This is a genomic window from Streptomyces sp. NBC_00663 (assembly GCF_036226885.1).
Classification (GTDB): Bacteria; Actinomycetota; Actinomycetes; order Streptomycetales; family Streptomycetaceae; genus Streptomyces.
This window is the reverse complement of record NZ_CP109027.1, coordinates 2073668-2095167: the sequence shown is the minus strand read 5'-3', so window position 1 is coordinate 2095167 and position 21500 is coordinate 2073668. Positions and strand designations below refer to the sequence as shown.

Annotated in this window: 18 protein-coding genes and 2 pseudogenes; 12 read left to right on the top strand and 8 right to left on the bottom strand. The window is 71.6% G+C overall.

Annotated elements, in window-relative coordinates:
• Window positions 1–7 precede the first annotated feature (7 nt).
• Window positions 8–1690 (bottom strand): rhamnogalacturonan lyase B N-terminal domain-containing protein, encoded by a 1683-nt coding sequence (locus OG866_RS09490; RefSeq protein WP_329333283.1) that lies wholly within the window; start codon window positions 1688–1690, stop codon window positions 8–10.
• 194 nt (window positions 1691–1884) lie between these two features.
• On the opposite strand from OG866_RS09490, the gene OG866_RS09485 reads away from it, so the two are divergent.
• The 3 genes from OG866_RS09485 to OG866_RS09475 all read left to right on the top strand — a co-directional run bounded on the left by OG866_RS09485 (window position 1885) and on the right by OG866_RS09475 (window position 6792).
• Complete coding sequence (locus tag OG866_RS09485) at window positions 1885–2931, top strand: rhamnogalacturonan acetylesterase (protein WP_329333281.1); 1047 nt, start codon at window positions 1885–1887, stop codon at window positions 2929–2931.
• Between the two features lie 156 nt (window positions 2932–3087).
• Window positions 3088–4779, top strand: a complete 1692-nt coding sequence (locus OG866_RS09480) for a DUF2264 domain-containing protein (protein WP_329333279.1) — start codon at window positions 3088–3090, stop codon at window positions 4777–4779.
• 24 nt (window positions 4780–4803) lie between these two features.
• On the top strand, window positions 4804–6792 hold the full coding sequence (locus OG866_RS09475) for a PE-PGRS family protein (RefSeq protein ID WP_329333277.1): 1989 nt from the start codon (window positions 4804–4806) through the stop codon (window positions 6790–6792).
• Between the two features lie 91 nt (window positions 6793–6883).
• On the opposite strand, the gene OG866_RS09470 is transcribed toward OG866_RS09475, so the two are convergent.
• Complete coding sequence (locus tag OG866_RS09470) at window positions 6884–8275, bottom strand: hypothetical protein (RefSeq protein WP_329333276.1); 1392 nt, start codon at window positions 8273–8275, stop codon at window positions 6884–6886.
• A gap of 79 nt (window positions 8276–8354) precedes the next feature.
• Here OG866_RS09470 and OG866_RS09465 point away from each other — a divergent pair, with 79 nt between their 5' ends.
• On the top strand, window positions 8355–8723 hold the full coding sequence (locus OG866_RS09465) for a VOC family protein (protein ID WP_329333275.1): 369 nt from the start codon (window positions 8355–8357) through the stop codon (window positions 8721–8723).
• Entirely contained in the window at window positions 8701–8859 is a 159-nt protein-coding gene (locus tag OG866_RS09460) for a hypothetical protein (protein ID WP_329333272.1), read from the top strand. The genes OG866_RS09465 and OG866_RS09460 overlap by 23 nt, the downstream gene beginning before the upstream one ends.
• 50 nt (window positions 8860–8909) lie before the next feature.
• Here the strand turns inward: OG866_RS09460 and OG866_RS45230 are convergent.
• A pseudogene (locus tag OG866_RS45230) lies at window positions 8910–9086 on the bottom strand (acyl-CoA dehydrogenase family protein); the annotation flags it as partial.
• A gap of 41 nt (window positions 9087–9127) precedes the next feature.
• Here OG866_RS45230 and OG866_RS09455 point away from each other — a divergent pair.
• Together OG866_RS09455 and OG866_RS09450 are read left to right on the top strand one after the other, a co-directional pair.
• Complete coding sequence (locus OG866_RS09455; protein WP_329333270.1) at window positions 9128–9586, top strand: hypothetical protein; 459 nt, start codon at window positions 9128–9130, stop codon at window positions 9584–9586.
• Complete coding sequence (locus OG866_RS09450) at window positions 9583–10350, top strand: isocitrate lyase/PEP mutase family protein (protein WP_329333268.1); 768 nt, start codon at window positions 9583–9585, stop codon at window positions 10348–10350. The genes OG866_RS09455 and OG866_RS09450 overlap by 4 nt, the downstream gene beginning before the upstream one ends.
• Here OG866_RS09450 and OG866_RS09445 read toward each other — a convergent pair.
• The 3 genes from OG866_RS09445 to OG866_RS09435 all read right to left on the bottom strand — a co-directional run bounded on the left by OG866_RS09445 (window position 10294) and on the right by OG866_RS09435 (window position 13922).
• Window positions 10294–10923, bottom strand: coding sequence for a TetR/AcrR family transcriptional regulator (locus tag OG866_RS09445; protein WP_329333267.1), 630 nt, complete (start codon window positions 10921–10923; stop codon window positions 10294–10296). The genes OG866_RS09450 and OG866_RS09445 overlap by 57 nt on opposite strands.
• Before the next feature lie 55 nt (window positions 10924–10978).
• Window positions 10979–12520: a hypothetical protein gene (locus OG866_RS09440; protein ID WP_329333266.1), complete on the bottom strand. Its 1542-nt coding sequence runs from the start codon at window positions 12518–12520 to the stop codon at window positions 10979–10981.
• An 82-nt stretch (window positions 12521–12602) separates the two neighbouring features.
• A complete protein-coding gene (locus OG866_RS09435; RefSeq protein WP_329333265.1) occupies window positions 12603–13922 on the bottom strand; it encodes a jacalin-like lectin in 1320 nt (439 codons plus the stop codon).
• 116 nt (window positions 13923–14038) lie between these two features.
• Here OG866_RS09435 and OG866_RS09430 point away from each other — a divergent pair, with 116 nt between their 5' ends.
• The 4 genes and pseudogenes from OG866_RS09430 (at window position 14039) to OG866_RS09415 (ending at window position 17610) form a co-directional block, all read left to right on the top strand.
• On the top strand, window positions 14039–14647 hold the full coding sequence (locus OG866_RS09430; protein ID WP_329333264.1) for an ArsR/SmtB family transcription factor: 609 nt from the start codon (window positions 14039–14041) through the stop codon (window positions 14645–14647).
• A complete protein-coding gene (locus OG866_RS09425) occupies window positions 14644–15933 on the top strand; it encodes an MFS transporter (RefSeq protein WP_329333262.1) in 1290 nt (429 codons plus the stop codon). Before OG866_RS09430 ends, OG866_RS09425 begins: the two co-directional genes overlap by 4 nt.
• Window positions 15934–16205: 272 nt before the next feature.
• Window positions 16206–16388, top strand: a pseudogene (locus OG866_RS09420) (hydrolase); the annotation flags it as partial.
• A gap of 313 nt (window positions 16389–16701) precedes the next feature.
• Window positions 16702–17610, top strand: coding sequence for a helix-turn-helix domain-containing protein (locus OG866_RS09415; protein WP_329333260.1), 909 nt, complete (start codon window positions 16702–16704; stop codon window positions 17608–17610).
• Here OG866_RS09415 and OG866_RS09410 read toward each other — a convergent pair.
• A complete protein-coding gene (locus OG866_RS09410; protein ID WP_329333259.1) occupies window positions 17594–18661 on the bottom strand; it encodes an endo-1,4-beta-xylanase in 1068 nt (355 codons plus the stop codon). The two genes, OG866_RS09415 and OG866_RS09410, sit on opposite strands and share 17 nt — an antisense overlap.
• Before the next feature lie 32 nt (window positions 18662–18693).
• The gene (locus OG866_RS09405; protein WP_329333258.1) at window positions 18694–19278 is read right to left on the bottom strand and encodes a hypothetical protein; all 585 of its coding nucleotides are present in this window, start codon (window positions 19276–19278) and stop codon (window positions 18694–18696) included.
• A 142-nt stretch (window positions 19279–19420) separates the two neighbouring features.
• Between OG866_RS09405 and OG866_RS09400 the strand changes: the two genes are divergently transcribed.
• The gene (locus OG866_RS09400; RefSeq protein ID WP_329333257.1) at window positions 19421–21445 is read left to right on the top strand and encodes a calcium-binding protein; all 2025 of its coding nucleotides are present in this window, start codon (window positions 19421–19423) and stop codon (window positions 21443–21445) included.
• The last annotated feature ends 55 nt before the right edge of the window (window positions 21446–21500 follow it).

Genomic DNA, 21500 nt, shown 5'->3' with positions numbered 1-21500 from the left:
CGTCGGATCAGGCCAGCAGGTCGATCGCGTCGATCGACGTGCCGGCGCTGAGATAGGCCGTTGTCCCCGAACCGCTCACCACGTTGATCTTCAGGATGTTGTACTGGCTGGTGTCCGTGAGCCAGGCGCTCGCCGGAACGCTGTAGGTGAACGTGTAGTTGTTGCCCCGGTAGGAGCCGTTGGTCAGTGACCGGGTGCTCGGCTGGGTGGGCGGGGAGGGGATCGCCGACGTCCAGGTGTCGTTGACGACGACCTGCGGCCGTCCGTTGGCGTAGGCCGTCGTCACGCCGATGCGCAGGGTGTGCGCGGCGGCGGCCTGGGCCGCGGTCAGCTTGAAGTACACCAGCAGACCGCTGTTGACGTCCTTCCAGAGGTAGCAGGGGAAGGCCGAGGTCTCGGTGCCGCTGCCGATGACCACGTTGCCGGTCCAGGCCGAGGCCCGGACGTCGGACGGGTGGGCGTACGTCATCAGGTCGGCGTTCTTGAAGCCGCTGGGCGTGCCGTTCCAGTCGTTGATGCGCCAGATCGCGCTCGCGTTGCTCGGGTCGTTCGAGGACGGGATCGCGAGGGAGTTGAGGGTGGTCGTGCCGCCCGCGGTCACCGTCACCGAGGTGGTGTACACGGCGAGTTCGCCCTTGAAGACGGTGAGCGTGTACGTCCCCGGCAGCACTCCGCCGATCGAGAAGTAGCCGTCCGAGGAGCGGGCCGAACCCCAGTACTGGGCGGCTGAGTTGGCGAGCCCGACCGTGTACGCGTACGCCGTGTCGCGGCCGGTGATCCCGACGCCCGCGACCCGGCCCCGACCGCCCGAGGCCACGTACCCGGAGATGCCGAGCGAGTCCGCCCACGAGGTGGTCAGGGTGCCCGGGTAGAGCGAGGAGGAGGGGGCGCCGCCGTCGGTGAGGGCGATGACGTAGGGGCCCTGGAGGCCGAAGCGCTCGTCCTCGGTCTGGTTCTGGGCGTAGTGCAGGATCTCGTACAGACCGCCGCCGTCCGCGCTCTGGTGGCGCAGGAGGGAGCGGTAGAAGGGGCCGCCGGAGGCCTTCTCGTGGTTGGAGCGGACGATCCACAGGCCGACGCTGCCCGTCTTCCAGCCGATGTAGTTGTAGTCCATCACCCGCAGCTTCGAGTAGTGCTTCGAGCGGGTCTGGCCGTCGGACTTCGCGAAGACGTCCGAGGCCTCGATGGTGGTGGGCGCGTAAGTGTAGGAATCGGGCTCGTCGTTGAGGAACAGGCCCGCCTTGACACGCAGGATGAAGCGGGTCGACGCCACCGAGGTGTCGGCGCGGTTGGTCCACAGGTAGACGTTGTTCTCGCCGCTGCGGGCCGCGTAGTAGTGCCTGAGCGTGCCGTGGGCGACCGAGATCAGGATCGTCGTCCCGGACTGCTTGATCGTGACGGTCGAGGTGCCGAGGCCCGACTCGATGTGCGAGTTCTTGCCGCCGTAGCCCTGGTACTCGGTGCCCTTGTAGACCAGCGAGGTCAGGTCGCCGTTGGTCTTGCTGACCTTGAAGACGAGGCTGGCGCCGGTGTCGACGACGTAGTTCGAGCCGTCGTCGGTGTAGCCGAAGGCAGCGGCGGACGCCGACTGGGCGAGCGGCCCGGCGAGCGCGGCGGAACCGGCCGCGGCGGCGCTGCCGAGCACGAAGGTACGGCGGCCGAGCGCTCTGCTGGATGCGGCTCCGGACATGGGGGTGCCTCCTTCGAGAGACATGTGGGGGAGTGCGGGTGTCTCGCAGAGTGACAGTTGAATCGATTTCGCGAAAGGGCTTTCGCTTGCAGGAGGTTGGCAATCTTGTGAAATCGACCCGAGGTCTAGAAAGCGCTTGCCGATGGCGGTACGGTCCAGCCGCCAGGTCTTGCCATGTGTCGGAGGAGCAGCGAATGAGACGTTTCAACCTCGCCGTGCTGGCGGCGCTCACCCTGGGCGCCGGACTGACCGCCGTACCGGCCGCCCAAGCGCACGGAGGGCGGGCACCGCTCGGCATCGAGAACTGCGCCGCCGGCGCCTGTCACTTCGACGTCCCGGCGGGCACGTACGACGTGAAGGTCCTCCTCGGCGGCGACACCGAGTCCGCCACCGCGATCAGCGGCGAGACCCGGCGCTCCCTGCTGCCGGAGACCGCCGCGCCCGCCGGTGAACGGGTCGCCCGCAGCTTCACCGTGAACGTCCGCACCCCCGAGGGCGAGCCCACCGGCGTGGACGGCACCCCCGGCCTCGACCTCGTCATCGGCGGCACCGCCCCCGCGCTCGCCGACATCAAGGTCACCCCGGCCCGCCATGCCCGCCAGATCTTCCTGGTCGGCGACTCCACGGTCTGCGACCAGCCCGGCGACCCCTACTCCGGCTGGGGCCAGCAGCTGCCCCAGTACCTGCGCAAGGGCGTCTCCGTCGCCAACTACGCCGACTCCGGCGAGAGCACGGTCAGCTACCTCGCGAGCGCCCAGCTCTGGGGCACCGTCCAGCCGCTGATCCGCCCCGGCGACCTCGTCCTGGTCCAGCTCGCCCACAACGACAAGACGACCGACGAGGCGACGTACCGGGCGAACCTGGAGACTCTGGTCGCCGGGATCCGCGAAAAGGGCGGGGAGCCTGTCCTCGTGACGCCGATCGTGCGACGCTGGTTCAACTCCGACGGCACCCTGAACAACAACACCGCACTCCTGGTCAACGGCCTCGGCGTCGACCACCCCGCCGTCATCCGCTCGGTCGCGGCAGACAACGGCGTCCCGCTGATCGACCTGACCGCGAGGACCAAGGCGCTCGTGGAGTCCCTCGGTACGGAGGGGTCCAAGGCGCTGTACCTCTACAACGAGAAGCGCGACAACACGCACACATCCGTGCATGGGGCCACGGTGTACGCCGGGCTCGTCCGCGACGAACTGCTTGCCCAGCATCTGGTGCCGGAAGGCCGGGTGCGGGCGGAATGAGCCCCTGGGGCGCCCCGACCGGAACCGGGGCGCCTCAGGCCTGCGGCGCGTTTGTGGGGTGGGGTCGTTGTTCTGGCTGCGGGCCGGTGGGGGCTGAGCGCGCAGTTCCCCGCGCCCCTGGGTGGGTTGTACCTCGGCACGTTTGAAAGAGAGACCATGCACCTTCCCTCCGAAGACCGCATCCTGAGCCCGTTCACCGGCTACACCCGCGCCCACTGGGAAGCCGCTGCCGATGCGCTGCTCGCCGCCACCGAGTCGTACGCCGTCGAAGGTGGGGCTCTCTACCAGTTCCCGGGTACGCACACGAGCTGGTCCGGGCGGCTTTCCGATGGGCTGGAAGGGTATGCCCGGACGTTGCTGCTGGCCGCCTTCCGGCGTGATGAGACCGCGCTTGAGCGGTACGCCGACGGGTTGGCGGCCGGGGTCTTTGGGGTGTGGCCGCGTATTGAGGACCGTAGTCAGCCGCTCGTTGAGGCCGCGTCGATCGCTCTCGCTCTGCGGCTGACCCGGCCGCTGTTGTGGGACCGGCTGGACGACGGGGTGCGGCAGCGGGCGAGCGCCTGGCTCGGTGACGCGCTCAGTGCCGAGGCATGGCCCTGCAACTGGGAGCTGTTCCCCGTCACCGTCGGCGGCTTCCTGAAGGAGATCGGGTACGAGACCGAGGCGTCCGGCAAGGCGATCGACCGCGGTCTGGAACGCATCGAGGAGTGGTACGTCGGCGGCGGCTGGTACACCGACGGCGACGGCCGCAAGTACGACTACTACAACGGCTGGGCGATGCACCTCTACCCGGTGCTGCACGCCTGGCTGGCCGACGACAGCCGGCTGCTGAGCCTGTACGGCGACCGTCTCGAAGCCCATCTCGCCGACTACGCCCACCTCTTCGGCGGCGACGGCGCCCCCCTGCACCAGGGCCGCTCCCTCACCTACCGCTTCGCGACCACCGCCCCGCTGTGGCTCGGTGCCCTGACCGGTCGTACGCCGCTGGCGCCGGGGGAGACGCGGCGGCTCGCCTCGGGGGCGCTGAAGTACTTCCTGGACCGGGGTGCGGTGAACTCCGAAGGGCTGTTGACGCTGGGCTGGCACGGGCCTGATGAGGCCGTGCTCCAGGGGTACTCCGGCCCGGCCTCCCCGTACTGGGCCAGCAAAGCCTTCCTCGGGCTGCTCCTGCCGCCGGAGCACGAGGTGTGGACGGCCGTCGAGGAACCCGGCCCCGCGGAGCGTGCGGACGTGGTGCGGCCGATCAGTGCCCCCAACTGGCTCATCCAGGCCACGCGTTCGGACGGGCTCGTCCGGCTCCACAACCACGGCAGCGAGGACGTCCGCTACGACCCGTACTACACACGCCTCGCCTACTCCACGGTGACGGCGCCTTCACTCTCGTACGACAACAGCGTGATCGTCGGGGGCGATCCGAGCCGTACCTCGATCGAGCCGCTGGGTGTGGGGGACGGCTGGGTGGCCTCACGGCATCTGGCGGGCGGGGGTGCGCGGGTGACGAGCCTGGTGCTCGCGGACGGGGCCGTGGAGGTGCGGGCCCATCTGGTGGCGGGGGCGGAACCGGGGACACCGGTGCGGGTCACGGGCTGGGCCGGTGGCGAGGGGGTGCGGGCTCAGATCCTGCCTGTTGCCGGGTTGGACCCCGAGCTGTCCGGTGCGACCGGGGACGGGGACACCCTGTTCGTCGCCGTGGCCCGGCTCAGCGGCGAGGCGGAGACCGTGCCCCTGGAGGATGCGGTGACCGTGTGGATCGACAACTCCGGGGTGGTGCACGTGCGTCGGAGCGACGGGCGGGAGATCGAGGCGCGGGTGGACGGCACCGGGGTGGCGGTCGCCGTCGTGCGCTGAGCCGGCTCGGGCAGTATGGGGATCATGCGTGGGGGAGACGAACTCGTAGAAATGCTGGAACGGGCCGGGCTCGAAGCCGTCGGGGAGCGGCGGGTCGAGGAGGTGCTGCCGTTTCCGTTCGCCTGGCGGTATGTGGCGGGGCGGGAGGCCGAGCCGACGGTGGCCGTCGCCTCGGACCGCCCTGACCTCGTCGGTCAACTCAACGCCGAGTGGCATCGGTTGGCGTCCGAGACCGGGATCCTCGGCGCGGACGGGGTGTTCCTGGTCGACTTCCCCGGCAGGCTCACCGACGGCTGGGTGAGGGTGCGGCTGCGCGACGAGTGGGACCTCGCCGGTGTGCTCGGCGAACGGCCCGGGCAGCCGGAGTTCATCACCATGGCGCTGGACGGGGACGCCCTGGTGGGGGCCACGACCGAGGAGCAGGCGGTGCGGCTCGTCGCCGTCGACCGGGTCCGGGAGCGGCGGGAGGAGGCCGCCCGGGTGGCGGGGCGGGAGACCCCGGAGGAGCGGGCGGCTGCCTGGGAGACGTTGTTCCAGGGGCCCAAGTGCCCGGAGGGGGTGCTGGATTCCTGGGCGAGCGGGCTCTCGCTCAACCCGGCCACGCCCGCCGAGCTGCGGCCGCTGCTGCTGAAACGGCCCTCCTACGCCCTGTACGGCGTCATGCCGACCGAGGTCGTGGACGCGCTGCTGACCGACCCTGAGTGGGAGGTCCGGTTCAGGGCGGCCGGCGCCCAGCCGGGCATCACCCCCGAGCAGTGGGGCCGGGTGATTCTCGCCGAGCGGGACGAGCGACAGCGGTGGCTTCTTGCCATGACGGCGGGGGAATACCAGGCCCTCGTCGCCGAGGACGCCTGCCGGGTCCTCGCCAAGGATCCGTCCGCGCGGGTGCGGTCCGAAGCCGCTCGCCTCAAGGGGCTGCCCGCCTCCGTGGCCGTCGCGCTGGCCGCCGATCCGGACGACGGGGTGCGTGCCGTGGCCTGCCGGACCGCCTGGCCCCATCTCGACGCGGCGGGCCGGGAGGCGCTCCTCACCGACCCGCACGCCATCGTGCGGGCCAGAGTGCGCGTGCTGTACCACCAGGACCACCCGATGCCCCGGTCGGTCTTCGACGCCGAGGACGTCGAGGGCGCCGACGTGCTGGCGCTGGAGACCTGCTTCCTGGAACGCGACCTCGCCGAGCACCTGGTTCGCCACGGGGAACGGTCGCAGCGCTGGGCGCTCGCCGCCAACCCGCGCCTGGACCCGGACCTGGTCGCCCTCCTCGCCGAGGACCCCGACGACGGGGTCCGTTTCCGGGTGTCCACGCGGCCCGACCTCACCGAGGAGCAGCGGGCCGCCATCCCGGTCGAACTCGACCCGGTCACCCGCTACTTCGAGCTGGACTGGGTCAAGGCCCTGCACACGGACGAGGACGCCATGCGCCGCCTGGCCGCCTCCTCCCACTTCCTGGTGCGCCGATGCGTGGCCAGGGCCCGGCGCCTGCCCCCGGACGTCGTCGAACGCCTCGCCCAGGACGAGGACCGGATCGTCCAGCTCTTCCTCGCCGAGTCCTGCGACGACGCGCCCGCCGACATGCTGCTGCGGGTGTGGCAGTGGTGGGACGGCAGCCTCACCACCCCCGACCGCCCCCGCGGCCACCCGAACTTCCCCCGCCACGACCTCGTCCGGTACGCCGACGACCCGAACCCGCGGATGCGTCAACTCGCCCTGGACGACCCCGAGTCGGCACCCGAACTGGTCGATCGGCTCAGCCGGGACGTCAGTGAGGAGGTGCGGTACCGCGCCGCGACCGACCCACGGCTGTCGGCGACCGCCGCGGCGCGGTTGCTGGAGGACCCGTACGACCACGTACGTCAGGCCGCGGCACTGCACCCGAGGATGCCGGCCCGGCTGCTGGCCGGACTGTTGCGCGGGGGTGGGGTGGAGACGGCGGCACGGAACCCGGGGCTGCCGGTCCACGTCGTGCGGCGGATGGTCGACGCGGTGGTGGACGGCGAGACGGCGGCCCACTGAGGGAGTGACACCCGGGTGCGGGCCTGGCCCACCTCCCCCGTCCGCGTCGCGCAGGACAGGGGAGGTGGTGGTACAGGGCTGACCTGAGGCGTCAGGGGGTCAGCTGGGTGATCTTCAGGGTCTTCGTGGTCGGCGACGCACCGGTGAGGGCGGTCGCGTACGACGGGGTGACGGGGACGGAGGCCCAGGTCAGGGTGCCGTTCGTGGCGACCGCTATGTCACCGGTGATCCGGGTCGCGATCACCTTGTCCGCGCTCTGGAAGGCGCCGTTCCAGTCGATGAGCCGCAGATGCGTGCCCGCGAAGGTGCCGGTGCATGTGCCGTCCTTGCACTTGGCGTCCTTCAGCGACTCCCAGGAGAGCAGGAGCTTGTCCTTGCCGTACGGGGCGAGACGGACGTTGACGTGTTCGGTGCCCGTGGTGGTGGACAGGCGGATCGCCTTGGTCGCGGCGGGGGTGCTGCGGTTCTTGAGGAACGCGACGGCGACCTGGTGGGTACTGGTCTTCGGGGTGACCGTCCAGCCGCGCCCGCTGGAGTCGTCGGGGTTCTTCTTGGCCGACGCGGCGCCGCGGGAGGCGAAGGCGGTGGCGTAGCGGCCGGAGGCGGACTTCACGAGATCACCGGTACGACCGGCGAACGTACCGCCGCAGTAGCCCGCCCAGCACTGCTCGCGCTGCACCACCGGGGCCGTGTCGGGGGCGCCGATGCCGGTCGACACGAACAGACCGGAGCGCCAGTCGTCGAAGCAGAGCGAGGTGAACGCGCCGGAGGTCTCGGCGTGCAGGGCGATGCCCTCGTTGTGGCTGCACCCCCAACTCCAGCCGCCGCTCGCCTTCTTGCCCTTCGCGGTGACGTACTGCATCTTGTCGCCGAAGTGCCCGTCGGCGAACCCGCCCGCGCCGTGCACCACGAAGTACGCGCCGTACTTGGTGCCGTTCCAGACCAACTGGCCGTCCAGCGTCGGCGAGGTGTCGTTGGTGGCGGTGCCGGTGAGCTTGGTCTGGAAGGTCTTCTCGCCGTTGGTGTAGCGGACGATCGCGGCCGCCGTCTCCTTCCACTTGTTGGTGTCAAAGACCCGGGTGAGCAGCGCGAAGCCGTCGTTGTGCGCGACCAGCCCGCCGACCTCCTTGGCACCCTTGACGATCGTGTCGGCACCCGAGCGCTTGCCGGCGGCGGTCAGCGGCGTGACATGGACGCCGTCCGAGGCGGGCCAGGCCACCCGCAGAGTGCCGTTCGGGGCGGCCGCCGTCGCCGTGCGCGTCCATTCGCGGGAGTTGTTGTAACCGGCGGACACGTACGGGAACTTGGCCGGCAGGGTCACCGAGGTGGCGGACACGGTGAGACCGGACGCGGCGGTGGTGCTGGCCCCCGCCGTCGCGTACCAGGCCCCGACAAGGGCGGCGGTGGCGGCGAGCCCCGCGATCAGGGGCTTGCGGGCGCCACGGACGCGGCGGTGGGAGGTGGGGAGTTGAGCCGATGTCATGCCTTCATGTGGCCGCCGAGGGCAGGAAGGTTGCCACTTTGGTTGCCTCATTTCACAGCAGTGCACAAAGATCGCTCACATGACCTCCTTGATCCGCCATGTGACGATCGACTGCGCCGACGCCTACGCTCTCGCGACGTTCTGGTCCCAGGTCCTCGACCAGCCCCTGCACGAGGAGGACCAGCCCGGCGACCCCATGGCCCTGATCGAGGCCGCGGGCGTGCTCTTCGTGACCGTCCCCGACACCAAGGCGGTCAAGAACCGCATCCACCTCGACCTCCAGCCCCAGGACCGCACCCGCGACGAGGAGGTCGAACGCCTCCTCGCCCTCGGCGCGACCGTCTTCTCCGACCAGCGCCGGCCGGACGGCACCGGGTGGGTCGTGATGGCCGATCCGGAGGGGAACGAGTTCTGTGTGGAGCGCAGTGCGGGGGAGCGAGGGGAGTAGCGCGAGCAGCGGGAGTGGCGCACCGCGGCGCGTACGGGCGCTCGCCGAGAAGGCCGTCGCCCCGCACGCCGCGGCGATCGCCAACGGCGACGAGCGCACCGACGGATTCCCCCGGCAGGTATGCGACGACCTCTGATTGAGGGCGTTACCGGCGAGGATGCAGTGGACGTCGAAGACGGCCGCGACGCTGCTGGAGAAGTAGGCCAGCTCCTCGATCGCGGCCGCGGTGGCGGTCGCGAGGTGCGCCAGCCCGGCGCCACCGACGTCGGCCGGGAACGCGAGGCCGTACAGGCCCGCGGCGGCCGCCCGTCGGCGACTCTCCGGGTCCCGTCGACCAATCCCCCATGCGCCCGCCGACGACACTTCGGCGGGCACCGAACGGTTACGGCTCTAGCGTGCCGTCCATGACCGAGCACCCGCACGAAAACCCGGCCCCGGCCGTCACCGGCATGGTCGATCACGTTCTCGCCCTGGCCGCGACCTGGACCCGCTGGGACGGCAAGCCCTTCGAGATCGACGACCGGGTCTACACCCCGCACAAGGCGATCCGGCGCGTCGCCGATCACCTGGTCGATCATCTGGCCGAGCTGGAGGCGCGGTTGGCGGGCGAGGCGCCGCAGGCGGATCACTGGCACGCGTCCGCCGTGACCACCGAGGCGGACCTCGCGCCCTTCACCCAGAAGGACCTCGACGAGGCCCGCAGCCGGCTCACCCGGCTCGCCCGGATCTGGGCCAACCGTCTGGAGGCACTCTCCGACGACCAGCTCGACGCCTCTCCCGGCGAGGGCTGGAGCTTCCGTGAACTCGCCCGTCACCTCAAGGGATCGACGTACTACGCCGACGCGGTGGGTGAGCTGTCGTGACCGCCTTCGCCGCCCTCCACCACGGCGACACCCCCCTCCTGCTGCCCAACGCCTGGGACCACGCCTCGGCCGCGGCACTCGCAGCCCGGGGTTTCCCGGCCGTCGGCACCACGAGTCTCGGTGTCGCGGCGGCGGCCGGGCTGCCCGACGGGGCGGCGGCGACCCGGGACGAGACCCTGCGGCTGGCGCTGACGCTGGGCTCCGCGCCCTTCCTGCTGTCGGTGGACGCGGAGGGCGGCTTCAGTGACGACCCGGACGAAGTGGGGGAGTTCGCACGGGAGTTGGCGGCGGTCGGTGCCGTCGGTATCAACCTGGAGGACGGACTCGGTCCGGCCGACCTGCACGCCGCGAAGATCGCCGCGGTCAAGTCGGCGGCACCGGACCTCTTCGTGAACGCCCGCACGGACACGTACTGGCTCGGCGAAGGCGAAGGCGAACGCGATGGTGAGGACACCCTCCGCCGTCTCGACGCCTACCAACAGGCGGGCGCCGACGGCGTGTTCGTGCCGGGCCTCAGTGACCCGGCGGCCATCGGCGCCCTCGTCGACCGGCTCGACGCCCCCCTCAACATCCTGTACGCGCCCACCGGCCCCACCGTCCACCACCTGGCCGACCTCGGCGTCCGCCGCGTCAGCCTCGGCTCGCTGCTGTACCGGCGGGCGTTGGGGGCGATGCTGGAGACGGTCACGGAGATCGCGGAAGGCCGTTCACCGCGGGGCGCTGCCCCCTCGTACGACGAGATCGCGGCCCTCGGACGACCCTGAACGCTCCTCACGGGGCCAGTTCTCCAGCAGGACGTGCAGGGCGTCGATCGCGCGGTCCCAGGACTTCTGTACGTCACGGGAGGCGCCGAAGCCTCCCGTGGACTCCAGGGCGCAGTAGCCGTGGAAGGTGCTGCGCAGCAGGCGGACGGCGTCGGTGAGGTCGGGTTCCTCCAGGCCGTAGGCGCGGAGCATGCCGTAGGTGATCTCGGCGGTGCGGTGGAAGCCGGGGGAGTCGGCGATGAGTGCCTGGTCGATACGGATCTGGGTGGCGGCGTAGCGGCCGGGCCGCTCCAGGGCGTACTCCCGATAGGCGCCGGCGAACGCGGCCAGCGCGTCCTTGCCGGCCCGGCCCGCCACGGCCACGGCGATCCGGTCGATCATCTCCGCGCCGGCGAGCAGCGCGACGCGGGTGCGCAGCTCCTGGAGGTTCTTGACGTGCGAGTACAGACTCGCGTCCTTGACGCCGAAGTGCCGGGCCAGCGCGGACACGGTGACCTTGTCGAACCCGACCTCGTCGGCGAGATCCGCGGCGGCCTCGGTGAGCCGTTCGGCGGTGATTCCTGCGCGGGCCATGGGGCTGTCTCCGATAACCTAGGGTGTCTAGGTTTCATGCTAGTGCATAAAGGCGTCAGCAGTGTGTGCCGTGTGCCGCGCTCAGGGACACGTCCTCCGCTCGCACGCGCAGTGCGTGCCGGGTGGTGTCCTCGCCGCGGGAGCGGGAGGGGTCCCAGAGCCAGAGCGTGTCGCCGTTCGGCTGGAAGGAGATCAGGGGGCGGGTCGTGGGGAGGGGGCCGTTGATGACCGGGATCCGGCCGGAGAGGGGGCGGACGCAGACCAGGTCGCCCTGGAGGCCGTAGTAGGCGGGGGGACGGCGGCCCTCGGCTGCCGCGTCCATCGCCCGGTCTGCGGCCTTCTCGGTCGCGTCCAGGGAGAGGGTCACCGTCGTCAGCACCGCGACGAGCCCGGCCAGCACCAGCATCAGACGGAAGAAGCCGCCGACGGACGCGGCCACGTTGAAGTGCCGCGCCCAGCCGCCCACCGCGAGCGCGGTGAGGACGCACACCACCGCCACCCCCAGCGGCTTCAGCGCGACGGCGTACTGCCAGTAGAAGCCGACGTGCACGGCGTCCGCCGGGATGCCGAACATGTCCTCCAGGTAGACCGCGTGCAGGAACGCCCCGACCCATGGGATGACGAACGGCAGCGGCGCGGCCAGCACCGGCAGGAACCACTGCACGTTGCGGCTGAACCACGAGGCGCTGAGCGCGTACCAGAGGCCGAAGGCGACGAAACCGATGCCCAGGGTGACGAGGAGCCAGGCGAACTGCTGGGACAGGCTTGTCTCCTGGGAGCCCGCCCAGAAGTATCCGGCGCAGGTCAGCGCCCCGATGAACACGACACCGAAGCCCAGCCTGACCGGCCACGGCCGGGGCGCGTTGGAGGTCAGCCAGGCGCCTACCGGCCAGGCGAGCCCGGCGGGAGGCAGGAGGGCCGTCCAGCGCCACGGGCTGGTGACGGCGCCGAGCGTGAAGCCGCAGGCCAGGCAGAGCAGGATGACGGCGATCATCGCCGCGGTCGTGATCGCCTGCCGTCGCGGATCCGCCGAACCGTCGCCGCCCGCGGGCCCCATCGCCACCCGGACGTCGTGCAGCTCGCGGTCGAACGGCCGGCCGCCGATGTTGCGCGCCTCCAACTCGGCCAGCGCCCGCTCGCGTTGGTCCTCGGTCTGCTCCCCGCGCAGATGCAGCGTGTGCCGTACGTCCCAGCCGCCCACGGCGATCCACTGCTCGGCGAGCCGGCGCAGGACCGGGCCCGCGCCCTCGGGCACCTTGTGATGGACGTGGTAAGTCGTGTGCGGAGTCGCCGACTTGAGCGGGACCAGCTTGGTCTCCCGCACCCACACGTCGACCTTCCGCCGGTCCGCGAGCGAGGTCAGCCGCTCGACGGCGGCCCCGCGGGCCGTCCAGCGCGAGCCGTGCACGGGTATCTCGACGACGAACGCCGCGTACCCGTCGTCGGGGGTGACCGCGTCACCGTCCCGGACCGGCCGCACCCCCCATCCCTGGGCCCTGAACAGGCCCTCGGCCAGCTCCCGTTCGTCCTGGTCGTCGCGGACCTCGACGACCAGGCGAACCCGGCGGTTGAACGGTCCAAGAGCCTCCGGTGTCACCGGTCCCCCTCCAGCGTGTCCTGATCACTCCTTAGGTACAGGCCGGACCCCGGGAACATCAACTCGGGCGGTGCCGCGACCGTCAGCCGATCGGCGTGTACACCACGCCCAGCTTGTCGATCTCGTCGCCCGCGCGGCCCGTGAAGCCGGCGATCTGCCAACCCGAGGGTGCCGTGAAGGTCTTCGTGTCCGAGGTGGCCGTACCGGACGCCAGGGAGCGGCCCTTGTCCGTCGTGAACGCCGCCGAGAAGATCCTGGTCCGGCCGTCCTTCTGTCCCTCGGTCAGCTTCACGGACGTGAGGTGCTCGCCGGACGCCAGGGTCAGCGAGGTCGCCGTGCCGCCCGTACCGCCGTGGGTGAGCGTCGTACCGCCGTCGTGGGTCAGCGAGAGCGCGTCCAGGCGGGTGCCGCCGCGCAGGGTGAGGGTGCGCGGGGAGACGGCGGACGGGAGGTCGTCGGCGTCGTTGAAGGCCGTGCCGTGCGGACCGCCGAAGAAGTCACTCGCCTTCAGGGACGAGTTGAGGGTGTAGGAGAAGTCGACCGTGTGCGGGAAGTGGTCGGAGAGGTTGCCGCCCGAGGAGTCGAGGAACGCCGCCCACTCGTCGTTGTAGCGGGTGGCCGTCAGCGAGAAGAGCTTGCTGCCCCGGTACAGGACCTTGTCCACGACCTCGCAGCCGTTGGTGGGTGCCGTCGTCGGGCACAGCAGCGCGTCCGCGCCCTGCGTCGGCCGCACCCCGCCCTTCACCAGCTGCACCCACGCGTCCGTGAGTCCGTTCTCGTCGGCCAGCGTGCGGATGTTGTCGCCGGAGCGCGTGTACCGGGTGTTCGTGTCACCCATGACGATCACGGCGTTGCCCGCGGAGTTCGCCTGGATGAAGTCGGAGAGCTGCTCGATGTTGGCCCGCCGGGCGGCGAGCGCGTCGTCGGTGTCGTCCGCGTTGGTGTGGACGTTGTACAGGTCCACGAAGACGCCCTCGGCGAGTCGCACCCGCGCCAGCGAGAAGCCCTTCGGGGTCAGGCAGTTGGTGCCGGTGCAGTCGTTCCACTTCACCCGCTCGAAGTCGTCGAAGGCGTGGTCCGAGAGGGTGTTGAGACCGTCCCCGAAGGGCACGCCGCCGCTGGTCGCGGTGCGGTACGGGTGGTTGTCGCCGGCGTACAGGGCCGCGTGGTAGTTGAAGTCCTCCTGGACGTTGACGATGTCGTACGGCGCCAACCGCGGTGAGATCAACGGGGTATTGGTCTCCGGGTGGCCCGAACTCAGGCCCTCGGGGAGCCCGGCGACGTTGTACGTCAGCACGTTGAAGGTGCCGGTGGTGGCCGCCGCGGCGGGCGTCGACCCGGTGGCGGCGAGACCGGTGAGGGCCAGGGCGGCGGCTGCGAGGGTGCCGAGGAGTCGTCTCATGGGCCCATGTTCATGTCAACGGAAGGGATTAAAAAGAGTAGTTGAGAAAACTGTTCAACATTCATAGGTGACGTGAGAGTTGACTCTCATACTTTGTGAGAGGAGACTCTCACGTCATGGCTTCCGACGATCGTCCTCACGGCACGTCCGGCAACCGACTCGGCGACATCGAGATCACCGACCCGAAGGCCATGCGGGCGCTCGCGCATCCCGTACGGCTGGCCGTCCTGGAGCGGCTCCAGCGCCACGGGCCCGCCACCGCCACGCAGTTGTCCCCGCACGTCGGCGCGACCCCCTCCGTGACCAGCTGGCACCTGCGCCACCTCGCCGGCTTCGGGCTGGTGCGGGACGCCGAGGGGAGCGCCGACCGGCGGGAGCGGCGGTGGGCGGCGGTGGCCCGCGGGTTCCGCTTCGAGATGCCCGACGACGAGGACGGGGTCTCGGCGGCGCGGGCGCTGGGCATGGAGATGTTCGCCCGGGGCGCGGAGCAGATCGAGCGCTGGGCAGCCGAGACCGAGCCCGACCTCGAGCCCGCGTGGCGTCGCGTCGCCCGGCTGGCCAACACCCGGGTCGTGGTGTCCGCCGAGGAACTCGCCGTGATCGAGGACGCCGTGGAGGCCGTACTCGCGCCCTATGTCACCCGGGACGCGGCGGACCGCCCGCCGGGCACCCGGGGCGTACGACTGCTGCGGTACGCCCTGCCGGAGGCGGGCGAGGGCGAGTGACCCCCCGCCGGTGGTCCCGATGGCGTGACCGGCAGTCCCTCTGGCGTGACCGGCCCTTCCTGCTCACCTGGAGCAGCAGCGCGATCTCGCAGGTGGGCGACCGGGTCTCCGAGGTGGCCGTGCCGCTGATCGCGGTCACGGTGCTGGACGCCTCCGCCGGGCAGGTCGCCTGGCTGACCGCGCTGGCCTGGGCGCCGAACCTGCTCGGGGTGCTGCTGGGGGCGTGGGTCGACGGCCGGCCGGGGAAGCGGCGGCTGATCATCGGGTGTGACCTGTTCCGGGCGGTCGTGCTGCTGACCCTGCCGGCTGTCTACCTGTGGGGCACGCTGACGACGGCACACCTCTACGCCGCCGTCCTGCTGTGCGGCGTCGCGGGTGTGCTCGCCGACTGCGCGTTCACACCGCTGTTCGCCCTGCTCGTGCCGCGGTCGTCGTACGTCGACGCCAACAGCAAGTTCAGCGCGGCCCGTTCGGCGTCCTTCATCGCGGGGCCCGCGCTGGGCGGCGGGATCGTGCAGGCGCTCACCGCGCCCGTCGCGGTCGCCGTGGACGCGGTGTCGTTCCTGGCGTCGGCGCTGCTGCTGCGCCCGGTGCGGGTGACCGAGCCGGTGCCGGAACGCCGGGACCGGCAGGGGGTGTGGCACGGTGCCCGGGAGGGGCTGGTGTTCGTCCTGCGTCATCCGGTGCTGCGGGCGAGCCTCGGCTGTACGACGACCATCAACTTCTTCACCTTCCTCACCGGCAGCGGCATGGTCGTGCTGTTCGCCGACCGGGAGCTCCAACTCCCGCCCGGCGTCATCGGGTTGACCCTCGGCATCGGCGCGACCGGCTCGCTCGTCGGTGCGCTGGTCGCCCCCTGGGTGTCCCGGCGGATCGGCCTCGGCCGTGCCGTCGCCGTCGGGACGGTCCTGTTCCCGGCGCCCTTCGCCCTCACGGTCGTCGCCGACGGCCCGACCTGGGCGCGGGCCGGGGTGCTGGGCGTGGCCCAGTTCCTCATCGGCCTCGGCGTCATGCTCTTCGACGTCAACCTCAACTCGCTGATGACCGCGGTCGTCCCGGACGGCGTCCGCAGCCTCGTCACCGGCGCCTACAGCACCGTCAACTACGGGGTCCGCCCCCTCGGCGCCCTCACCGGAGGGGCCCTCGCCACCGGCGTCGGACTCCGGCCGACCTTCGTCGTGGCGGCCGTCGGCGGGATGCTGGCGCTGCTGTGGCTGTTGCCTTCGCCGATACCGGGCATCCGCTCACTGGAGCCGGAGCACCTGCCGGAACCCGTACCCGCGTGACCCCGGCCGGCTGTTCGGGGCAGCCGACCGGAACTGTGGTGAAGGTCCCGGTCGGCGTTGCTCCCCCGTGGAACCACGGTAGACACCGGACGACCGGACGAGTCACCGAATCCCGCCCGGGGCGTCGCCGATCGCCGACGAAGTCACCCGGCGGCCGGGCCGGGGCCGCTCGGGCGGATCGAGGACTCGACATGCGCGAGCTGGATGGCGAGGAGTTCTTCGAACACCGCACGGCGGTCCGTTCCGAACGGGCGGACGTCACGGGCGACGTGGGCCACGGCGGCACGGTCTGGGGCGGCGGCACGACGGCCATGATCCGGGCCGCCGGCCGCCGCCGGATGACGGTCGCGGTGAACTTGCAGCGGTGGAACAGGCTCGACTCCTCGGGCCGGCCCCAGCCCCATGCCGTCGACGACGCGCTCGCCGCCTTCGTCCGCTCGGCGCTGTACGACTGACCGGTGGTCCGCCGGCTGCCGGAAGGGGTGGTTCCTCGTTACGTCAGGGCAGACGCAGGGGTGACGGCGCCCGGCCGGTGAGGGGGACGGATTCGTGAGCGAGGGTGCGTTACAGGACGGTGGAGTCGGCGAAGGTGCGTTACCGGAACGCCGGCTCGGCGAGCCTGCGTCATCGGGCCGCGGGGTGGGTGGCGGCAAGTTATCCGGCCGCGGGGCGGGTGAGGGCGAGTTACCGGGCCGCGGGGCGGGCGGTGGCGAGTTGGCGGGCCGCGGGGTGGGTGACGGGGCGTCAGGGGTGGTCCACGCTCATGGGGTGGGTGTCGGGGAGCTGCAACTCGCGGCCTCCACGGTCCTCGCGCCGCTCGCCGTGACCGCGCCCGGAGCGGGCGCCTTCCAGGCGTCCATCGACGCGGCGGTGCTGGGGCGTCTCGCGCTGGCGCGGGTCCGCGGCTCCGGACACCTCGTCACCCGCACGGCGCGGGCGATCACCTCCACCGACCCGGAGCTGCTCAAGCTGACGCTGCACCGGTCCCGGCCCGCGCTCGCGGACCAGGGCGGCCACCAGAGCCGCGCGGAGAGCGGCGACTTCGTGGTGTTCGACATGAGCCGGCCCTACCGGCTCGAGGTCGTCGACGGCTGTGACGTGCTGGCGGTCGGCATTCCCCGCGGGGAACTGGGCCGCCACGCCGACACCGTCGTCCGGCAGGCGGCCCGCCGACTGTCCGCGGACACCGGCGCCCAGGCGGTCCTCGCCGCGTTCCTGGACGGCCTCGGCCGCCATCTCCACGAACTGACGGGACCCGCCGACGCCTACATGGCGGACGCGCTGGTGTCCCTGCTGATCGCGGCGTTCACCGAACGCGCCCCGGGCCGCATGGACACCGCCACCGAACTCGTCGACCGCATCCGGGTCTACGCCCTGGCCAACATTTCTGATCCCGCCCTGTGCGTCGCCTCGGTCGCCGCCGCCCACGGCATCTCCGACCGCCAGCTGCACCGGCTGTTCCAGCGCGCCGGCATCCCCTTCTGGGCCTGGCTCCGCCATGAACGGCTCGCCCGCATCCACCGCGATCTGCGGGACCCCGCCCACGACGGCCGCACCATCGCCTCGGTGGCCGCCCGCTGGGGCATCCACGACCCGCGCCACATCGGGCGTGGGCTCAAGGAGCAGTACGGGCTGACCGCGCGCGACCTGCGGCGCCGGCTCAGGCCTTCGGATTGACCCCGTTCGACAGCCCGGTGTAGGCGGGCTTCGCCGCGTAATGTTCGGTGTACGGGAGGGCCGCCCCGTATCCGGCGAACGTCCCCGGCACCCACGAGTACGTGTCGCTGACGCCCCACACGGTCACGCCCGCGCAGCGCTTCACCCCGAGGCAGTTCTCGCTCGCCAGCTTGTAGTCGGCGGACTGCCGGGCGAGTTCGGCGGCGGAGGCGGGCAGCGGGACGCGGATGTCGAGCTCGGTGACGGAGACCTCCAGACCGAGGTCGGAGAACCGCTTGAGGTTGGCCTTCATCGACGCCGGTACCTGGCCCACCACGAAGTGCGACTGGAAGCCGATGCCGTGCAACGGCACGCCCTGGGCGAGGAGTTGCCTGGCGAGCGCGTACAGGGCGTCGCTCTTGGCGTTGTCCGCCTCGATGTTGTAGTCGTTGATGTACAGCTTGGCGGCGGGATCGGCCGCGTGGGCCCACCTCAGGGCGTTGGCGATGTAACCGGTGCCCAGCTCGGTCTGCCACAGCGAACCGCGCATCGAACCGTCCTCGTTGAACGCCTCGTTGACCACGTCCCACGCGTAGACCTTGCCCCGGTAGCGGCCGACGGTCGTGTCGATGTGCTTCTTCAGCAGCGTGTTCAGCTGGGACGCGGAGAAGTTCCCGTTCTTCAGCCAGGACGGCAACTGTGAGTACCAGACGAGCGTGTGCCCCCGTACCCCCTGGTCGTGCGCGACGGCGTGGTTGACCAGCCGGTCCGCCGCGGCCCAGTTGTAGGTGCCCCGGCTCGGCTCCAGCGCGTCCCACTTCATCGCGTTCTCCGCCGTCACCGAGTTGAACTCCCGGTCCAGGACGGAGACATACGACGAGTCCGAGGTGAGCGGGGTGTCCCCGACGGCCGCGCCGATCCGCACGCCGCGCCCGTCGGCGTAACCGCGCAGAGTGGTCGCGGCCGAGGCGCCGGGGGTGAGCTGGGGGACGGCGACGGCCGCGACGGCGACCAGGGCGGCCGCGGTCGCGAGCGGGAGGGGACGGAAGAGACGTCGTCGGCGACGGTGCACGGCTGCTCCTGGGGCTGCGGGTGGGTCCCTCTTCAGTCGCCGCCGACTCCCCACAGGTTGCCGTCGATCTTCGCCGCCTCCCGGCAGGATTCCGTCAGCCTGTCGAGCGCCCGCCACACCGCGCCGGTTCCCTCGGCGTCGAGCACGATCTGGGTGCCCGAGCCGTCCGGGACGGACACGACGTACGACACCGGCGAGAACGACAGGGCGCCCCACGACTCGTGCCGGTGCTCCAGGGCGAGGATGCGACCGCACGGCTCGCATCTCATCCACGGCACCAGAGCCAGCCCGCCGGCCCGGTCGACCGGCTCCAGGCCCTCGACCACCCGCAGCTTCCGCTCGAATCCGGGCAGATCGACGATGTCCGTGGCCAGTTGGTCCCACACCCCCCACTGCTGGGCCATCACCGCGAGTTCGGCCCGCGTCCGGTCGTCCACGGACAGCCCCAGTTCGAACAGCCGGTCCACCAGCCGGAACAGACCGGCCTCCTGCTCACCGATGTCCCAGCACCCCTGGATCTCGGCCACGTCCTCGGCGCCCGGCAGCAGCCCGGCCAGCCGCGACCACACGACCCCCTCGGCGGCGTAGGCCCGTTCCCGTTCCCGTCGTTCGCTCATCGAGCCCGACCTTATGCCGCCCCGTGCCGCGCGGGACGATTGTCGGTCCGGTCACCCCGGGGAGTGGAAGTGTGCGGCCCAGTGGGACCAGGCACCGGCCAGCCACACCACCATGTCGTACGGACGTCCGGAAGCTGGGCGCATGTCCACCCTTGTCTCCTCCCTACGGGGATCTCTGCGCACGGCGCTCCTGCGGGGCGCCGCGGCGCTCGCGCTCGTCGTGGCCCTGCCCGGCAGCGCTCTCGCCGCACCCGGTGACCTGGACACCACGTTCGGCACCGGCGGCCGGGTCCCCGCCGACTCCGGCTACTGGGCGGAGGGGCAGGACCTCGCCCTCCAGCCCGACGGCGGGATCATCACCGTCGGCTCCAGCCGCCAGGCCGAGTACCTGTCCACCGACTTCTCCCTGATGCGGCACAAGGCCGACGGCAGCCTCGACACGGCCTTCGGCGACGGCGGCACCACGCTCACCGACTTCGCCGGCGGTGAGGACCGGGCGCACGGCGTCGCGCTCCAGCCCGACGGCAAGATCGTGGTGGCGGGGGAGTCCGGCCTGTCGGAGGGCGGCTGCTGCTCGTTCACGGTCGCCCGCTACACCGCAGCAGGCGCCCTCGACACCACGTTCGGCACCGGCGGCCGGGTCGTCACCGACTTCGGCCTCCCCGGCAACGGGGGCGTCGCCCGGGCGATCGCCGTCCAGCCCGACGGCAAGATCGTCGCCGCCGGACAGGGCGCCGCGGGGACGGGCGACCTCCGGTTCGCGGTCGTCCGGTACAACAGCGACGGCAGCCCGGACACCACGTTCGGCACCGGCGGATCCGTCCTCACGCCCTTCCCGGGCGGCGGCTCCGGCTACGACCTCGCGCTCCAGTCCGACGGCAGGATCGTCGTGGCCGGCGACACGGGCGGACCCTCGGGCCCCAACGACTTCGCGCTGGCCCGCTACAACAGCAACGGCACCCTCGACGGCACGTTCGGCACCGGCGGCACGGTCACGACCGTCCTCAGCTCCGCGTCCGGCTTCGCCGGCGACGACTCCGCCCGCGGCGTGGCCGTACAGCCCGACGGCAAGATCGTCGCCGCCGGGTACAGCGCCTACGACTTCGCCCTCGTCCGCTACACCGCGGGCGGCGGCCTCGATCCGGCCTTCGACACCGACGGCATCGTGACCACCGACTTCAACGGCGGCGCGGACGGCGCCTTCGACCTCGCCCTCCAGAGCGACGGCAGGATCGTCGCCGTCGGCCAGGCCAACGCCGACTTCGCGCTCGCCCGCTACACCACCGGCGGCGCCCTGGACACCGGCTTCGGCACCGGCGGGAAGACCACCACCGACATGGGCTTCGGCTACTTCGACGAGGCCCACGCCGTCGCCCTCCAGCCCGACGGCAAGATCGTCGCGTACGGCAACTGGGGCGACGCCGGCGCCCTCGCCCGCTATCTCGGCGGCACCGCCACCCCGCCCCCGCCCGGCGTCGACCTGTCGGTCACCAAGACCGGCACCACCACGGTGAGCATCGGTGACCGCGCCACCTACACCGTGACCGTCACCAACACCAGCACCACCACCAGCGCCACCGGCGTGACTCTCACCGACACCCTCACCGGCCCCGCCGACACCGTCATCTCGGCCACGCCCTCCCAGGGCACCTGCACGACCGCCGTCTCCTGCGCCCTCGGCACCCTCGCCCCGGGCGCCAAGGCCACCGTGACCGTCGTCGCCGAGCCCCGGGCCACCGGCACGCTCACCGAGAAGGCCATGGTCACCGCGACCCAGACCGACCCGGCGATCGCGAACAACACCGCCACGGTGACCACCACCGTCAACAACGCCCGCGGCTGCACCCGCATCGGCACCAGCGGCAACGACACGATCACCGGGACCTACGGCACCGACGTGATCTGCGGCCTCGGCGGCGACGACACCATCAACGCGAGCTACGGCACCGACACCGCGTACGGCAACTTCGGCAACGACCGGGTGGACGGCGGCTTCAACGACGACACCCTCAACGGCGGCCCCGGCAACGACAACCTGATCGGCAACTACGGCAACGACCGCCTCAACACCGTCGACAGCGTCTCCGGCAACGACACCGCCAACGGCGGCTACGGCACCGACACCTGCACGACGGACACCGGCGACACCCGCCTCAGCTGTCCCTAGGGAGCTCAGGGATCACCACGCCCCTGGCCGGGCGGCCGCCTCGCGGTGGCCGCCC

Excerpts from the sequence above, each read along its gene's own strand:
- OG866_RS09490 (WP_329333283.1), bottom strand. The coding sequence starts at position 1,690 with ATGTCCGGAGCCGCATCCAGCAGAGCGCTCGGCCGCCGTACCTTCGTG.
- OG866_RS09485 (WP_329333281.1), top strand. The coding sequence starts at position 1,885 with ATGAGACGTTTCAACCTCGCCGTGCTGGCGGCGCTCACCCTGGGCGCC.
- OG866_RS09480 (WP_329333279.1), top strand. The coding sequence starts at position 3,088 with ATGCACCTTCCCTCCGAAGACCGCATCCTGAGCCCGTTCACCGGCTAC.
- OG866_RS09475 (WP_329333277.1), top strand. The coding sequence starts at position 4,804 with ATGCGTGGGGGAGACGAACTCGTAGAAATGCTGGAACGGGCCGGGCTC.
- OG866_RS09470 (WP_329333276.1), bottom strand. The coding sequence starts at position 8,275 with ATGACATCGGCTCAACTCCCCACCTCCCACCGCCGCGTCCGTGGCGCC.
- OG866_RS09465 (WP_329333275.1), top strand. The coding sequence starts at position 8,355 with ATGACCTCCTTGATCCGCCATGTGACGATCGACTGCGCCGACGCCTAC.
- OG866_RS09455 (WP_329333270.1), top strand. The coding sequence starts at position 9,128 with ATGACCGAGCACCCGCACGAAAACCCGGCCCCGGCCGTCACCGGCATG.
- OG866_RS09445 (WP_329333267.1), bottom strand. The coding sequence starts at position 10,923 with ATGGCCCGCGCAGGAATCACCGCCGAACGGCTCACCGAGGCCGCCGCG.
- OG866_RS09435 (WP_329333265.1), bottom strand. The coding sequence starts at position 13,922 with ATGAGACGACTCCTCGGCACCCTCGCAGCCGCCGCCCTGGCCCTCACC.
- OG866_RS09430 (WP_329333264.1), top strand. The coding sequence starts at position 14,039 with ATGGCTTCCGACGATCGTCCTCACGGCACGTCCGGCAACCGACTCGGC.
- OG866_RS09405 (WP_329333258.1), bottom strand. The coding sequence starts at position 19,278 with ATGAGCGAACGACGGGAACGGGAACGGGCCTACGCCGCCGAGGGGGTC.
- OG866_RS09400 (WP_329333257.1), top strand. The coding sequence starts at position 19,421 with ATGTCCACCCTTGTCTCCTCCCTACGGGGATCTCTGCGCACGGCGCTC.